This is a genomic window from Ruegeria sp. S84 (assembly GCF_056583445.1).
This window is the reverse complement of the sequence record NZ_CM152618.1, coordinates 956,567-972,492: the sequence shown is the minus strand read 5'-3', so window position 1 is coordinate 972,492 and position 15,926 is coordinate 956,567. Positions and strand designations below refer to the sequence as shown.

Annotated in this window: 13 protein-coding genes and 1 pseudogene; 9 read left to right on the top strand and 5 right to left on the bottom strand. The window is 57.8% G+C overall.

The features are described 5' to 3' along the window. Nucleotides 1-42 precede the first annotated feature (42 nt). Nucleotides 43-1,059: a C4-dicarboxylate TRAP transporter substrate-binding protein gene (locus AC1DFB_RS04955; RefSeq protein ID WP_170405200.1), complete on the bottom strand. Its 1,017-nt coding sequence runs from the start codon at nucleotides 1,057-1,059 to the stop codon at nucleotides 43-45. A gap of 408 nt (nucleotides 1,060-1,467) precedes the next feature. Between AC1DFB_RS04955 and acs the strand changes: the two genes are divergently transcribed. The 8 genes and pseudogenes from acs to AC1DFB_RS04915 all read left to right on the top strand — a co-directional run bounded on the left by acs (nucleotide 1,468) and on the right by AC1DFB_RS04915 (nucleotide 10,859). Next, nucleotides 1,468-3,432, top strand: a complete 1,965-nt coding sequence (gene acs / locus AC1DFB_RS04950; protein WP_480922241.1) for an acetate--CoA ligase — start codon at nucleotides 1,468-1,470, stop codon at nucleotides 3,430-3,432. Nucleotides 3,433-3,439: 7 nt separating this feature from the next. Continuing rightward, nucleotides 3,440-4,123 carry an adenylate kinase gene (locus tag AC1DFB_RS04945; RefSeq protein WP_480922240.1) on the top strand — a complete coding sequence of 228 codons (684 nt, stop codon included), beginning with the start codon at nucleotides 3,440-3,442 and terminating at the stop codon, nucleotides 4,121-4,123. Nucleotides 4,124-4,305: 182 nt separating this feature from the next. After that, nucleotides 4,306-4,590: a DUF4212 domain-containing protein gene (locus AC1DFB_RS04940; RefSeq protein WP_010439512.1), complete on the top strand. Its 285-nt coding sequence runs from the start codon at nucleotides 4,306-4,308 to the stop codon at nucleotides 4,588-4,590. A gap of 5 nt (nucleotides 4,591-4,595) precedes the next feature. Then, complete coding sequence (locus AC1DFB_RS04935) at nucleotides 4,596-6,380, top strand: sodium:solute symporter family protein (protein ID WP_170393349.1); 1,785 nt, start codon at nucleotides 4,596-4,598, stop codon at nucleotides 6,378-6,380. Nucleotides 6,381-6,488: 108 nt separating this feature from the next. Then, the gene (locus tag AC1DFB_RS04930) at nucleotides 6,489-8,312 is read left to right on the top strand and encodes a DUF294 nucleotidyltransferase-like domain-containing protein (RefSeq protein ID WP_170405191.1); all 1,824 of its coding nucleotides are present in this window, start codon (nucleotides 6,489-6,491) and stop codon (nucleotides 8,310-8,312) included. A gap of 27 nt (nucleotides 8,313-8,339) precedes the next feature. Continuing rightward, nucleotides 8,340-8,857, top strand: a pseudogene (locus AC1DFB_RS04925) (hypothetical protein). Nucleotides 8,858-8,859: 2 nt separating this feature from the next. Next, a complete protein-coding gene (locus tag AC1DFB_RS04920) occupies nucleotides 8,860-10,272 on the top strand; it encodes a 3'-5' exonuclease (protein WP_170405188.1) in 1,413 nt (470 codons plus the stop codon). An 86-nt stretch (nucleotides 10,273-10,358) separates the two neighbouring features. Beyond that, nucleotides 10,359-10,859 carry a flavin reductase family protein gene (locus AC1DFB_RS04915; RefSeq protein WP_170405186.1) on the top strand — a complete coding sequence of 167 codons (501 nt, stop codon included), beginning with the start codon at nucleotides 10,359-10,361 and terminating at the stop codon, nucleotides 10,857-10,859. Here the strand turns inward: AC1DFB_RS04915 and AC1DFB_RS04910 are convergent. The 3 genes from AC1DFB_RS04910 to AC1DFB_RS04900 are packed head-to-tail and all read right to left on the bottom strand — an operon-like array spanning nucleotide 10,856 to nucleotide 13,088. Continuing rightward, a complete protein-coding gene (locus AC1DFB_RS04910) occupies nucleotides 10,856-11,335 on the bottom strand; it encodes a DUF6505 family protein (protein WP_170405182.1) in 480 nt (159 codons plus the stop codon). The two genes, AC1DFB_RS04915 and AC1DFB_RS04910, sit on opposite strands and share 4 nt — an antisense overlap. Continuing rightward, complete coding sequence (locus tag AC1DFB_RS04905) at nucleotides 11,332-12,030, bottom strand: biotin/lipoate--protein ligase family protein (RefSeq protein WP_170405178.1); 699 nt, start codon at nucleotides 12,028-12,030, stop codon at nucleotides 11,332-11,334. Before AC1DFB_RS04905 ends, AC1DFB_RS04910 begins: the two co-directional genes overlap by 4 nt. Further along, the gene (locus AC1DFB_RS04900) at nucleotides 12,027-13,088 is read right to left on the bottom strand and encodes an Mrp/NBP35 family ATP-binding protein (protein WP_480922239.1); all 1,062 of its coding nucleotides are present in this window, start codon (nucleotides 13,086-13,088) and stop codon (nucleotides 12,027-12,029) included. The genes AC1DFB_RS04905 and AC1DFB_RS04900 overlap by 4 nt, the downstream gene beginning before the upstream one ends. Nucleotides 13,089-13,220: 132 nt before the next feature. On the opposite strand from AC1DFB_RS04900, the gene AC1DFB_RS04895 reads away from it, so the two are divergent. Continuing rightward, nucleotides 13,221-13,949 carry a cytochrome c family protein gene (locus tag AC1DFB_RS04895; RefSeq protein WP_170405173.1) on the top strand — a complete coding sequence of 243 codons (729 nt, stop codon included), beginning with the start codon at nucleotides 13,221-13,223 and terminating at the stop codon, nucleotides 13,947-13,949. Here AC1DFB_RS04895 and AC1DFB_RS04890 read toward each other — a convergent pair. After that, on the bottom strand, nucleotides 13,943-15,898 hold the full coding sequence (locus tag AC1DFB_RS04890; protein ID WP_480922587.1) for a 4Fe-4S binding protein: 1,956 nt from the start codon (nucleotides 15,896-15,898) through the stop codon (nucleotides 13,943-13,945). The two genes, AC1DFB_RS04895 and AC1DFB_RS04890, sit on opposite strands and share 7 nt — an antisense overlap. Nucleotides 15,899-15,926: the final 28 nt, after the last annotated feature.

Below are 15,926 nucleotides of genomic sequence, written 5' to 3'. Positions count from 1 at the left end.
TGAAGGAAATGCCGGGTGCCTAATGACACCCGGCTGTGGCGATCAGTTACCGCCGCGCTGCTGTTGCAGTGTCGATTGCACAAGATCATAAAGATCCTGCGCAGGTAGACCCTGAGCGGTCATGTCTTCGATCCACTTCGCGCGAATCGGATCAGCGGCTTTGGCGCGAAACTCCTCAAGCACGGCATCGTCAATCTCGACCTTTTCAACGCCTTTCTCTGCCAGCACGCCATCCCACTTTTCAAGCAGTCCACCGTAGTTGGCCAGATAGTGATCGATAGCCTCATCAATCGAGCTGTCCAGCGCTTCGCGATGTTCGGCTGGCAGCGCTTCATAAGCGTCGATATTCACCACCACCGGACAGTTTACCGTTCCAGGATTCAGATTGGCCGTCCACCAGTCAGCTTCGTTGATCGTCCCGAATGACAAATGCGCATGCTGAGCGAAGGCCACGGTATCGACCACGCCAGATTCCATCGCATTATAAGCTTCGGTCGCGGGCACGGACGTAGGTACGCCACCAACCGCTTCAAATGCTTGCCCCAAACCGCCAGTGGCGCGTACGCGCATACCGTCGAACTCGGCAAGCTCATCACGAGGGTCACCGGTACCAACAAGGTTATATTGAGGCATCGGTGAAGTCATGATGATGCGCGCGTTCCACTGCGCCATCTCGTCCTTGACTGCTGGATGATCATAGACTGCGTGGCTGACGGCCACCTCTTCATCCAATGTGTTTACGCCAAGGAAGGGCAGTTCCAAAACGGTGATCGCGCGGTTCTTATCGCGGTGATAGCCCGCACAGAACTGCGCCATCTCGAACGCGCCAATCTCGATACCATCCAGGTTTTCCTTGGGCTTCGACAATCCACCATAGCTAACATTGATGGTGAAATCGCCGCCGGTTTTTTCGTTCACCAGTTCAGCCAGTTTCTCAACATGCTCGGTAAATGCGCGGCGCTTACCCCAGACCGAGGCATTCCATTCGGTCGCAGCTGCTTCAGTGACAAACGCCACACTCAGGGCGGCAAAAGCCGCACCGCTCAACATCTTTTTCATAGTGGTATCTCCCTTAGTTGCGCCCCCTATCGGGATGCTTGATTGTGAAGCTAGCGCCAAGTCTAGAAGCTGCCAACCCCTGCGAGGAGAAGTGGTGTTATCGCCACCAGACTTCGAGATTAAAGTGAAGCTATCGGCCAAAGCCCCAGACACATGCCAATGAGTGCTTATGTCATTACAACTATCTTACTGTTTTAAAATATATTTTACGCACAATTTCAGAGTTGTTTACAATATTAGTGCCGGAAATGAAATTTCTTTACAAAGAAATCCAAGGATTATGGCAATTTATTTATTTCTTTTCTGATCCCCGTATTATTCAACTTGGGGAGGAACCGGATCGACATTGCCTGATCGGCTGGCAAAATCGATCCCATGTAATCCAGTCCAGAGGGAGGAGCCTCAAAGATGACTACCGCTGCCCAGGCAGATGCCAAGACATATCCGCCATCCGCAGAAACTGTCGCCCGTGCGCATGTCGACGCCGACAAATACGCAGATATGTACGCTGCGTCGATCAACAACCCCGAAGCATTCTGGGATGAGCAAGGCAAGCGCGTTGACTGGATCAAGCCTTATACTCAGGTCAAAGACGTCAGCTATGATTTTGGTTCGGTTGGTATCAACTGGTATGCGGACGGCACTCTAAACGTCTCGGCCAACTGCCTTGACCGTCATTTGAATACGCGCGGCGATCAGACAGCGATCATCTGGGAACCGGATGATCCAAACGACGAAGCTCAGCACATTACCTACGCCGAATTGCACCGTCGCACCTGTCGCATGGCCAATATTCTCGAGTCGATGGGCGTGCGCAAAGGTGACCGCGTTGTGATTTATCTGCCGATGATCCCTGAAGCAGCCTATGCGATGCTGGCTTGTGCACGGATCGGAGCAATCCACTCGATTGTATTTGCTGGGTTTTCACCCGATGCGTTGGCAGCCCGAGTCAACGGATGTGATGCCAAGGTCGTCATCACTGCCGATGAGGCACCACGTGGTGGCCGAAAGACTCCGCTGAAGTCCAACGCAGACGCGGCCCTGCTGCACTGCAAAGACAGCGTGAAATGTCTGGTGGTCAAACGCACCGGTGGGCAGACCACTTGGATTGATGGCCGCGACTATGATTACAACGAAATGGCGCTTGAAGCGGATGACTATTGCGCACCCGCCGAGATGTATGCCGAAGATCCGCTGTTCATTCTCTATACTTCCGGTTCGACCGGTCAGCCCAAAGGTGTCGTCCATACGACCGGCGGTTATCTGGTCTATGCCGCGATGACGCATGAGATCACATTCGACTACCATGAAGGCGACGTTTACTGGTGCACCGCCGATGTCGGCTGGGTCACCGGCCACAGCTATATCGTCTATGGCCCGCTGGCCAACGGAGCGACCACACTGATGTTCGAAGGCGTGCCGACCTATCCGGATGCATCACGCTTCTGGCAGGTGTGCGAAAAGCACAAGGTGAACCAGTTCTACACCGCTCCGACGGCAATTCGCGCTCTGATGGGTCAGGGTACCGAGTTCGTCGAGAAATGCGACCTGAGCGATCTCCGGACGCTGGGCACAGTCGGCGAGCCGATCAACCCGGAAGCCTGGAACTGGTACAATGAAGTTGTTGGCAAAGGCAAATGCCCGATTGTTGACACCTGGTGGCAGACCGAAACCGGCGGTCACCTGATGACCCCCCTGCCCGGTGCGCATGCGATGAAGCCGGGCTCGGCGATGAAACCGTTCTTCGGCATCCAGCCGGTGGTTTTGGACCCGCAATCCGGTGTTGAGATCGAGGGAAATGGCGTTGAGGGTGTTCTGTGCATCAAAGACAGCTGGCCCGGTCAGATGCGCACCGTCTGGGGCGATCATGAGCGGTTCGAGAAGACCTATTTCTCGGACTACAAAGGCTACTACTTCACCGGCGATGGCTGCCGTCGCGATGAGGATGGCGATTACTGGATCACTGGCCGCGTCGATGATGTAATCAACGTCTCCGGCCACCGGATGGGCACGGCCGAGGTGGAAAGCGCGCTGGTCGCCCATGCCGCCGTCGCCGAGGCCGCTGTGGTTGGTTACCCCCATGAAATCAAAGGGCAAGGCATCTATTGCTATGTCACTTTGATGAATGACCGCGAGCCGTCGGATGAGTTGCTGAAAGAGCTGCGCACCTGGGTCCGGACCGAGATCGGCCCGATTGCCTCGCCTGATGTGATCCAGTGGGCCCCCGGCCTGCCCAAGACTCGCTCGGGCAAGATCATGCGCCGAATTCTGCGCAAGATTGCCGAGAACGACTTTGGTTCGCTTGGCGATACGTCGACCCTGGCCGATCCGTCAGTGGTCGAAGACCTGATCGAAAACCGGGCAAACAAGTGAGGATGTGATGGACGCTGCCACGACCATATCCCCCGCTGTTCTGATCCTTCTCGGCCCTCCGGGCGCCGGGAAGGGTACGCAGGCTCGTATGCTTGAAGAGAAGTTCGGGCTTGTACAACTCAGCACCGGTGATCTGCTGCGCGACGCGGTCGCCGCAGGTACCGAGGCTGGTAATGCTGCCAAAGCGGTTATGGAGGCAGGCGATCTTGTCAGCGACGGCATCGTCATCGCGATCCTGCGCGACCGCATGGCAGAACCGGACTGCGACAAGGGCGTCATACTGGATGGTTTCCCCCGGACCACAGTCCAGGCCGAGGCTCTTGATGGTCTGCTCGCGTCTTCAGATCAGAAGATCAACGCGGCCATCAGCCTTGAAGTTGAAGACGCCGAGATGGTGACGCGGATTTCGGGTCGTTACACCTGCGCCGGATGCGGTGAGGGCTATCACGACACGTACAAGCAGCCCATCGAAAACGGCAAATGCGACAAGTGCGGTCACACAGAATTCAAACGCCGCGCCGACGACAATGCCGAAACGGTCGCGTCGCGTCTGGCGGCCTATCACGCCCAGACCGCACCGCTGATTGACTACTATCAAGCCCAGGGCGTGCTGAAAGGCATCGATGCCATGGGTCAGATCGACGACATCGCACAAGACCTTCACGGGATTGTCGGCGAGGTCATGAAATAAGGGGAGGAGATAAGCCCTAGGGCTTTGATCCTAAATCAGAATACTTCAATGGACCCGCCTTGGCGGACCAGAGAAGTTATGCCTGACGTCACGGGGCGTTTGGCACAACCGAGAAGCGGCCCACCGCACTGGAGGAGTTGGGCAATGGGCCGCCAATGAGGGAAGCGAAGGAGGAACCCGCGATGGCGGATCATTCAACAAACTCCGCGCAGACTGCCGAAGCCGACAAGGGCTATTGGCAGGCCAACCTGCGCCTCATCTACATCAGCCTCGCGATTTGGGCGCTGGTATCGTTTGGATTCGGCATTCTGCTGCGTCCGCTGCTGTCCGGCATCGCCGTTGGCGGTACAGATCTGGGCTTTTGGTTCGCTCAGCAAGGATCGATCCTGGTCTTTCTGGTGCTGATCTTCAACTACGCCTGGCGCATGAACAAGCTCGACGCTGAGCACGGCGTGGACGAGGAGTAATCGGCATGGATCAGTTTACCATCAACCTGCTGTTTGTGGGCGCGTCTTTTGCGCTTTACATCGGCATCGCGATCTGGGCCCGTGCGGGTTCCACATCGGAATTCTATGCCGCCGGTCGCGGCGTTCACCCGGTCACCAACGGTATGGCGACAGCGGCGGACTGGATGTCTGCGGCCTCGTTCATCTCGATGGCGGGCCTGATTGCCTTTACCGGCTACGACAACTCGACCTTCCTGATGGGTTGGACCGGTGGCTACGTGCTGCTGGCCCTGCTGCTTGCGCCCTACCTGCGTAAGTTCGGCAAGTTCACCGTGTCGGAATTCATCGGCGATCGTTTCTACAGCCAGACCGCACGTATCGTTGCGGTGATCTGTCTGATCGTTGCGTCGGTGACCTACGTGATCGGTCAGATGACCGGTGTTGGCGTGGCCTTTGGCCGCTTCCTCGAAGTGTCCAACACCACTGGTCTGCTGATCGGTGCGGGCGTTGTGTTTGCCTACGCAGTGTTTGGTGGGATGAAGGGCGTGACCTACACTCAGGTCGCTCAGTACTGCGTGCTGATCACCGCTTATACCATCCCGGCCATCTTTATCTCGCTGCAGCTGACCGGCACACCTGTTCCGGCGCTGGGTCTGTTTGGTGACACCGCCAGCGGTGAACCCCTGCTGACCAAGCTGGACGCCATCGTGACCGAGTTGGGCTTCAACGACTACACGGCCCACCACTCGAATACGCTTAACATGGTGCTGTTCACCCTGTCGCTGATGATCGGTACTGCGGGTCTGCCGCACGTCATCATGCGCTTCTTCACCGTTCCCAAAGTGTCTGACGCACGTTGGTCGGCGGGCTGGGCGCTGGTCTTCATCGCTCTGCTGTACCTGACGGCTCCTGCTGTTGGTGCAATGGCGCGCCTGAACATCACCGACATGATGTGGCCCAATGGTGGCATCGAAGGTGGTGCTGTTTCGGTCGAGGAAATCGACAATGATCCGCGTTACGACTGGATGGCCACTTGGCAGAAAACCGGTCTGCTGGATTGGGAAGACAAGAACGGCGACGGCAAGATCCAGTACTACAACGACAAATCCGAGGCGATGACTGCAATCGCCGAAGAAAAAGGCTGGGTCGGTAACGAGCTGACCAAGTTCAACCGCGACATCCTGGTTCTGGCCAATCCTGAGATTGCCAACTTGCCAGGTTGGGTGATTGGTCTGGTCGCTGCTGGCGGTCTTGCGGCTGCTCTGTCAACCGCTGCGGGCCTTTTGCTGGCGATCTCGTCGGCTGTGTCCCATGACCTTGTCAAAGGTGCAATCAACCCGTCGATCTCTGAAAAGGGTGAACTTCTGGCGGCACGGATTGCCATGGCTGTAGCCATCGTGGTTGCAACCTACCTGGGTCTCAACCCTCCGGGCTTTGCGGCACAAACCGTGGCCTTGGCCTTTGGTCTGGCAGCAGCCTCGATCTTCCCGGCGCTGATGATGGGGATCTTCTCGACCCGCATCAACAACACCGGCGCGGTTGCAGGTATGCTGGCTGGTCTGACCGTAACCCTGGTCTACATCTTCCTGCATAAGGGCTGGCTGTTCATTCCGGGCACCAACTCGTTCACCGATGCTGATCCGCTTCTGGGTCCGATCAAGTCGACCTCGTTCGGCGCCATCGGTGCGATGATCAACTTCGGCGTCGCCTACGTCGTTGCCGGTATGACCAAAGAGACTCCGCAGGAGATCAAAGATATGGTCGAAAGCATTCGCATTCCCCGTGGTGCGGGCGCAGCTCAGGATCACTGAGTGTGATGCGGTCGGCGGCTCTTGTCTTCGATCGCATCTTTCGACTTACTGTTCCCGCCCGGCACACCACCGGGCGGGATTTTTTATTCGGAACTCCGGAGAGCGTAAATGCCCCTGTCCCATGACGAAATCACCCGGTTTCTGAAGTCTGTACACCCCTATGACTCGTTGCCCCATGATGCTTTGGACGATCTGGCCAAGCAGATCGAAGTGCGCGAAGTCGATGCCGATGGCAGCATTTACCAGTTGGGCAACGCTCTGCCCGGCGTCTTTGTGATCTATGAGGGACAGGTAGAAATTACCGATGAGAACGGCGCTGTCGTTTCGCATCTGGGATTGCGCAATTCTTTTGGTGAGCGCGGATTGCTGAAGGACGGCAAAGCCGCCACACATGCGCGCGCGCACACGCCGTCAGTGTTGATCGTGTTGCCGCCAGACCTTGTGAAAAACCTGATCGAAGGTCACGATGTGGTGTCCAAGTTCTTTAACCGTTCACGCGGTGGGCGGAGCGGACCGCAAAGCCTGGCTACCAGTGCAATTGATGTGCTGATGGCTCGTGACCCTGCCACCTGCCCGCCCGATACTCCGGTTCAAAACGCCGCGCAGATCATGCGCGACCGCCATATCTCATCGCTTTGCGTGACCGAAGGGGACAGATTGTTGGGTATCGCAACCCTCCGCGATATTTCCGGCAAATACGTCGCCGAGGCGATGCCCGCTGACACCGCGGTTTCGGCGATCATGACCGCCGATCCAATCATTCTTGCCCCGACAGATATCGGCTCGGACGTATTACACGTGATGATGGAACGTGGCATCGGTCATATTCCAATTTCCGAGGCCGGTAAGCTGGTCGGAATCGTAACCCAAACCGACCTCACCCGCTATCAGGCGGTCAATTCTGCCGAGTTGGTAGGACGAATTGCCCGCGCCGACAGCCCGCAAGAGATGGCTCAAGTCACCGCTGAGATACCACAACTGCTGGTCCAACTCGTCGCGGGTGGCAACCGGCACGAGATCGTTACACGGCTGATCACCGACATCGCAGACACTGCGACGCGGCGGTTGCTGGCACTGGCTGAGGCTGAACTGGGTGCGCCGCCAGTGCCCTACTTGTGGCTTGCTTGCGGCTCGCAAGGACGGCAGGAACAGACCGGAGTTTCTGATCAGGACAATTGCCTGATGCTAGATGACAGTGTGGCGGACGGCGATATGGCCTACTTCGCTGCGCTGGCCAAATTCGTCTCAGACGGGCTGGATACCTGCGGTTATTTCTATTGCCCCGGTGACATGATGGCGACCAACCCTCGCTGGTGCCAGCCCGTGCGCGTCTGGCGCGAGTATTTCAATGGCTGGATTGCCAAACCCAACCCCGAGGCGCAAATGCTGGCCTCGGTGATGTTTGACCTGCGGCCCATCGGAGGGTCCTTCGATCTGTTCACCGACCTGCAGGCCGATACGCTGGCGGCAGCCAATGCGAATTCGATCTTTGTCGCGCATATGATTTCGAACTCACTGAAACACACGCCTCCTCTGGGCCTGCTGCGTGGATTCGCCACCATACGTTCGGGTGAGCATCGCAATACGCTCGACCTCAAGCATAATGGCGTGGTGCCTGTCGTGGATCTGGCACGCATCTACAGCCTGCAGGGACAATTAACCGAAGCGAACACCCGCGCCCGTCTTAGCGCCGCCGAGGCTGCGGGTGTGCTCAGCGCGTCTGGCGCACGCGATTTACTGGACGCATATGACCTGATCGCTGAGACCCGATTGGAACATCAAGTGCGTCTGGTCAAATCCGGGGATGCACCGGACAATTACCTGCCACCCGCTGAATTGTCGGACTTTGAGCGAAGTCATCTCCGCGATGCCTTTGTCGTGGTAAAAACCATGCAATCAGCGGTTGGCCATGGCAAAGGAATGCTGGGTTAAGAAACTGGAAATGAACGGAGAAATCACATGTTTCTGGAACTGATCGGCACGATTTTTGCAGGCTTTGCCTTTGCGGGTGTCGTGATGGTGGTGAACAAGCTGACCGGGGGCCGCTTGCCCAAATGGGCCGCGCCGGTTGCGGCAGGTGCGGGGATGATCGGTATGACGATTACCAGCGAGTATTCTTGGTATGACCGTACGCGCGACCAACTGCCCGACAGCCTCACCATCGTGCAGGAGGTGGAAAGCCGCGCCTTTTATCGCCCTTGGACGTACGCCGTGCCCTTTGTCGACCGTTTTGCTGCGATCGACGCCACATCGGTACGCACCAATGCCAATTTGCCGGACGAGCGTCTGGTCGATCTTTATTTTTTGGTCGCTGGGCACCGGTCTCGAAGATGCCGGTCGCTGTAAACTGCGCCGAAAACAGCCGCGCCAACCTGGCAGACGGGGCCGAATTCGCCGATGACGGACGTTTGCTGAACGCCAGCTGGATCAAGATCGACGCTGAAGATCCGGTAATCGAGGCAACCTGCGGGGTCTGACTATGTTGAACCATCTGAGCCTGCGCCTGAGGGTGTTCCTGTTCTTCCTATTACTTGCGGCAGGAGGGCTGATCATCAGCACCCTGGCTTTGTGGGTCGGTTATCAGAGGGCAAGTGATCCCGCTCTTATGGATGCGTTCATCTTCGCAGAGATACTGATCGCGTTTGGAATGTTGGCGCTGGTTGCCGGAGTCTGGCTTCTTTTTGATGATAACGTTGCAAAACCAATCGAGCGGCTCTCGGCCCAACTCCGGGCGCGCGCACACGCCGGGGTCAGCACGGATCTGGACCTTCAGGCGGCGCGCTATTTGGGCGATCTGGCCCCCGCCGCCGCTGGACTGGCCGAACAACTGGCTGCCAACGCCATGACCACGGCTGAGGCCGTGGCCGCGGAAACGGCCCATCTGGCCTCGGAAAAACAACGTCTAACGGCGCTGCTGACCGAGATTCCGGTTGCAATGCTTTTAGCCGGACCGAAGCATCAGATCGTTCTATATGACGCGCAGGCGGCTGAGGTGTTGGCACAGATCGCACATCCTCGGCTAAACGCCTCGCTTTTTGACTACCTCGAAGCGACCGGTCTGACGGATTCCTACGCGAAGCTAATCAAAACCGGGAAAGACGTCCATTGCACACTAACCAGTGTCGATGGGCGGCAATCGTATTCTGCCCGTATGAAACCATTGGGCGATGCCCCCGGTTACATGCTGGTCTTCGATGACAGTGCCGCGCAAATCGATCCCGACGCGGCCCGCCCGCTGGTTTACGATTTCGAACTTCTCGACACACCCGGTGACGACGCGTTTGAAGATAGACCCCTGTTGGACCTCTGCTTCGTAGTCTTTGACACCGAAACCACGGGCCTGCTCCCGCATAAGGATGAGATCGTACAGATCGGTGCGGTGCGCGTCGTAAAGGGTAAGATCGTCGAAGGCGAACGGCTTGATACCCTGGTCGACCCCGGCATCCCGATCCCCCCAGCTTCAACCAAAGTGCATAAGGTCAGCGACCGGATGGTTCAGGGTGCGCCTGATATTGCCGAGGCCGGTCGCAGCTTTCACCAATTTGCCCGGGATGCCGTCATTGTTGCCCACAATGCACCATTCGACATGGCTTTCCTGCGCCGCCATGCCGAGCGTATGGGGGTGGAATGGAGCCACCCCATTCTGGATACGGTCCTGCTGTCGGCGGTGCTGTTCGGGGCAAGCGAAACGCATACGCTGGACGCTGTCTGCGAACGGCTTGGCATAACAATTCCCGAAGCCCTGCGTCACACGGCCTTGGGTGATGCCGTCGCGACCGCCGAAGTGCTGGTTCGGATGCTACCAATGCTTACGGCCCGTAATTTGGTGACCTTTGGCGACGTCATCACCGAGACTCGCAAACACGGACGGTTGCTTGAAGACCTGAACTGACCAGAAATTGCTACCACCACCGCAGCTTTCCGTAGACAATTCTGGCGTCGCGTGGCACCTGAGACAGGCCCATGTACGAGCGCGCGATGACTGAAAAGACCTTCATTCCCAGCCCCGAGCAAAGCCTTGCCTTTCGCGAGGCCCTGAGCTGTTTCGGCACCGGCGTCACCGTTGTGACCACAAATACCTCCGAGGGCCCTGCAGCAATCACGGTGAACTCATTTGCGTCTGTATCGCTGGACCCGCCGCTGGTCCTGTGGTGTCTTGATCGGGATTCGAACCGGTACGACGCGTTCCACAACTGCGAATATTACGCGATCCACGTAATGGCGCAGGACCAGCACGACCAAGCATTGCAATTCGCGCGAAACGGGTTCGATTTTTCCCATGCGGATTGGCAGGAGGATGACGCCGGGCGTCCCCGACTTGCGGAATGCCTCGCCCGCTTCGATTGCCGTCTTTCGGCCCGTCATGAGGCAGGTGACCACCTGATCCTTGTTGGTCATGTTGAACAGGTCATGCATCGCCCAGGTCAGGGGCTGATCTTCAAGCGCGGACAATTCGGCGGCTTCGCCGATCTGATCTAATCGTCCAGCGAGCCGTGGACGGCCAACGCTTCAAGTTGCGCCTCTTGCGGGGCGATCACGCGGAATGCCTCGTGCACGCCTGCACCCGTCAGCTCTCGGGCGACGGTCAGCAATGTGTTCGGGGCATGATCTTCGCACAGCTCGGACATATGCGAGATTTCGGCCTGCGCCACTTCTAACGCGGCTTCAACCGAAGGCGCGCCGTAGAATTGCACGAAATGCTCGGCCAGATATTGCGTGATCTGGTTAATCTCGGCCTGCTCGACCCGCGTAACGGCAACAAATGTAACGCGCCCGAAGGTTTCAAGCCCCAGCCATCCATTGGCAAAGGCCTGACGCGCCTTACCTTCCAGATCAGCCTCACTCCAGTTCGAAAACTCGAATCCGCCCGAGATGCACCATTCACCGGTTCTTGCGGGTGAATGAAACACGTTCATATCGCTTTCATCAAAATGGATAGCACGGGCGAGTTTCATCTGGCGGTCTCCAATAATTCTGTCAGCGGGCGTATATGTGTGTCCGCGCCGTCGCGGATCAGCATACCGAAGCGCTCATCGGTGCCCAGAAAGACACCCCCTTCTCCAATAGGTTCTCCGACACCGCGCAGCAGCCCCATCCACTCAGCGTGAAGCGGCGCGTTACCGTCCTCGTTCCAGCGGTTCAACCAGGTCAACATGTGACGCGACCAGCTCTCGACCAACTGCGTCGCAGAAACCTCGGCGCATCCTTCATCATAGAGCGAGGTAACATCCGGTGTTTCCCCCGGTGCATCGCTGGTTTGAAGCAAGGCCAGTTCCCAACCAACGATCAGCCAATCGGGAACCTCATCCACCTCGGCAGACGAGGCTGAGACTTTTATTGTCCCACATTTTGCACCGTTTACACAGATCAGCCCATCCCAACCAAAGTGCACCGCGACCTCGGGCGGGGCCAGCGCGCCCAGCGCATTCTGGAACCCAACAACACAAAGCGGCAGCATCGCCATAGCATCCTGCAACGGAACCTCGGGCGCGAATACAATCGCAACGCGCAGACGATCCGCCTGAATATTGTGGACCACAGTTCCCGCGTCACAGCCCAGCGCTGCCATCGCCTGGGCACGCTCGAACGGGTCTTCGCCAGCCTTGGCAGGTTGCCCTTTGAGCAATGGGGGAAAGACCGGCTGGGTCACGCGTTGCCCTTGGCAATCATGTCGCGGGCGATCTTGCGGAAGGCTTCGGCTTGCGGGCTGTCAGGTTTGCTGACAACGATGGGGGCACCCCCGTCGGCGGCAACTCGGATATCCAGATGCAGCGGAATTTCCCCTAGCAATGGCACGCCCAGCGCCTCGGCTTCTGAGGCAACACCGCCATGGCCAAAGACATGTTCTTCGTGTCCGCAATTCGAGCAAATATGCGTCGACATATTTTCGATCATCCCAACAATGGGCGTCTTGAGCTGGTTGAACATATCGATCCCCTTGCGGGCGTCGATCAAAGCAACATCCTGTGGGGTTGAGACGACAATGGCTCCATCCACCTGAAACTTTTGGCTCAGCGTCAGTTGCACATCGCCGGTTCCGGGGGGCAGATCAACGATCAACACATCCAATGCGCCCCATTGCACCTGACTCATCATCTGCTGCAAGGCGCCCATCAGCATGGGGCCGCGCCAGACAACCGCCTGCCCTTCGTTGGTCATTAACCCCATCGACATCATGGTGACACCGTGATTGCGCAGCGGCAGGATCGTCTTGCCATCTGGGCTGGCCGGTCGCCCCGACACACCCAGCATCCGGGGTTGTGAAGGGCCATATACGTCTGCGTCCAACAGGCCTACGCGGCGGCCTTCAGCGGCCAGCGCGCAGGCAAGGTTGGCCGACACTGTGGACTTGCCCACTCCACCCTTGCCCGACGCAACCGCGATGATCCGGTCCACACCGGGAACGGCCTGCGGTCCGGTTTGCGAGGGCTTTGGCTTGGGCTTCAAATCAGGCGGTGCCTTGTCCGAATGCGCGGTCAACATTGCCGAGACCTTTGAAACACCATCAACCATCTGTGCCGCCTGTTCGGCTGTGGCGCGTACGGGCTCCATCTTCTCGGCCTGTTTGGGATCGATCTCCAGCACAAACCGAACGGTATCGCCTTCAACATTCAATGCACGCACGATACCCGCGCTCACAATATCCTGACCAGAAACCGGGTCGGTAATCTTCTTCAAGTTCGCTAGAACTGTATCACGGATGCTCATGCCGTATTCCCCTTGATCCGCCCCACGCTGGGCGCCTTGCGTATCGACAGAATATAGTCGCCGCTCATTGCATGTGTCTCCGTCTCATTTTGTACATTTGACGCATCGGGTCAGCCACCGTTAGGCTTAACCATGCGCTTTGTCCTGTTGTGCCTGAGCCTGACGCTCACCGCCACCCCCTCTTGGTCGCAAGAGGCATTGGGCCTTGCCGCCCCGGATGAGGTGACAAACTCAGGTCTTTTGCAACATATTCTTCCGCGCTTTTCTCTCAAGACCGGAATACGTGTTGTTGCGGATGAAAGCGGCGTCATGTCACTGGCCCCGAGTTCGCCCGGCGATCCGGTCTTTGCCCGTGACGGGGTGGTCTATCATCTAAGAATCGACGACAGCGCCAAGCAGGTAAGGTTTCGTGAATGGCTACTTTCCGACATTGGCAGACGGACGGTTGAAAACTTCATCCCCGACGAGGGCACGCCCTTTAGCGCAAGTTTCGAAACTGCCACTGTTACCAAAGAGGTCGTGGTCGACGGAAACGCGCTGCTTGGCGAAGATCTGTCGATGACCCATTGTGGCCGGTGCCACGTAATCGGCCCAAAGAATCGGATGAACGGGCTGGGTTCGACCCCGTCTTTCGCAGTGCTGCGCGCAATGCCCGACTGGTCGGAACGGTTTCAGGCGTTCTTTGCCCTGAACCCACACCCAGCTTTCACGCAGATCGAGGGCGTCACCGAACCTTTCCCGCCCGAGCGCCCCTCGCCGATCCATCCGGTCGAGATGAGCCTGGATGACCTCGAAGCAATTCTGGCTTTCGTGACCGCCATGCGCGCCGCCGATCTGGGCGCGCCACTGCAACTTCAGTGATCCTTGCGCTTTGAAAGGTAATCATCCGTTGTGACAACCCGTGGTCTGGGGGCGGATTGAAATGGATTGTCAGCGCTATGGAACTGGGCGTTCACCCGGCAATTGTCGCACATCTGGATCATCCGCGCCTGATCCGAGGTCGCGAACATCGGATGTGTGCCCGACAACTTTTCCATGATCCGCTCAACCGTTGATTTAACGCCAAACGCTGCGCCGCATTCGACGCATTCAAAGGGTTCCTCTTCATTCAGCACCTGTTGTGACAGCGCTTGGTCGCTCAGATCAAGCTGGGGCACTAGTGTGATCGCCTGTTCTGGGCAGATCGTTCGGCAAATCCCGCATTGCAGGCAGGCGTCCTGCTGGAAATTCAACTGCGGCTTGTCCGGGTTATCGATCAGCGCCCCCGATGGGCAAAGGGACACGCAACTCAGGCACAATGTACAGGTGTCGGTATTCACTGCAATCGCGCCATAAGGCGCGCCCTCGGGCAAGGCCAGCGGCACCTCGACCTCCGGGTTCAAAGCTTGCCCCGCCAGACGCGCTATTTGACGACGATTACCCAGTGGAAGCACCGGATCAATCAATGGCTGCGGAACATCTTGCGCATAAAGCAGATCTGCCAGCGCATCCGGGTCGGTTTCATCGATCAGACTCAGTGCGTCTTGCACTGCGATAGCCCGAGCCAGCTCTAATTCACGATCAAGCGCGTCCCGTTCGGTCTTAGGGCTAATCAGGATATCGGCGCGCGCAAAGCCATGCGCCAGCGCTGCGAGCATCTCGGCATGTCCAAAGCCCGAAACCACGTTCAGCTCCAGCGGAATGACATCCGCTGGCAGTCCTCGTCCAAACCGGGCCGCCATCCGGATCATCTGCGCCCCATGGGCGTCGTGCACCAGCAGTCGCGGTGCAACGCCGCCCGCGCGCCGGAAGGTCCGGGCCAGTATGTGCATCCGCGACAATACCGCCGAGACCGGAGGATCTTCATATGTGATGGCAGTCGACGGGCACAACGCCGAACACTCACCGCACCCGGCGCAAATCATCGGATCAATGGCTACATGATCGCCAGCCGGTGTGATCGCACCGGTCGGGCAGACGTCCAGACAGTTTGAACACCCCGTTTGTTCCGCTCGCGAATGGGCGCAAAGCGTCTCATCCAATCGGACATAGAGCGGTTTTTCAAAGGTCCCGACCAGTTGCACCGCTTCAAAAGCAAGACGCGCGACGGCCACCGCATCTCGGGGATCAGCGCGCAAGTACCCCTCGCGCTTTTCGGGGGCATTAACCAAAGGTGTTGCTCCGGTCAGATCAACAACAATGTCGCAACGCGACGTTGCACCGTCACGGGGTGCGCTCCAACCAAATTCTCCGCGTCCGCCGGGATCCAGTTGCTGCACTTCATCCAGATGCCAAACAAATCCACCCAGCGCGCCGGTCAGTCTGCGTATTCGTGCGCGCGCAACGTCATAGTTGCGGCTTAGCGGTTCTGCATCGTCAACCAAAAGCACAGTCACGGCCAACACAGCGGACAGCTGTTCGGCCAACGGAAAGACAACCTCTCCGGGCCCCACAATACAGCAGGTACCTTCACTGATGACATCGAAACTTGGGGTCACTGGCTGCGGCAGTAATGCCTCAGCCGCGAGCGCAGCCATTTTGGGGGTTGCATTGGTCCCCTGTTCGGACCAGCCAGCTCGGTCGCGCAGATCGACAAATCCGGGGGCTTCAACACCCAGTTCCTCGGCAAGCTCGCTAAAAACTGCACTTTCCTGAGCGCAAGCAAACACCACCTGCTCATCGCCCGTCATAAACTCGGCGGCAGTTTGAATCTGGCGCGTACAAAGAGCGGTATGCACCTTCGAGCACTCCGTATCGCAGGCTGCAGTAATACCATCTGCGTCCAGGGGCTGCGTCCCCTCGCAATCACACAATATGAGCTTGCTGGCCATTTCCCCTCCCGACGCTGCGTTCTGCCCC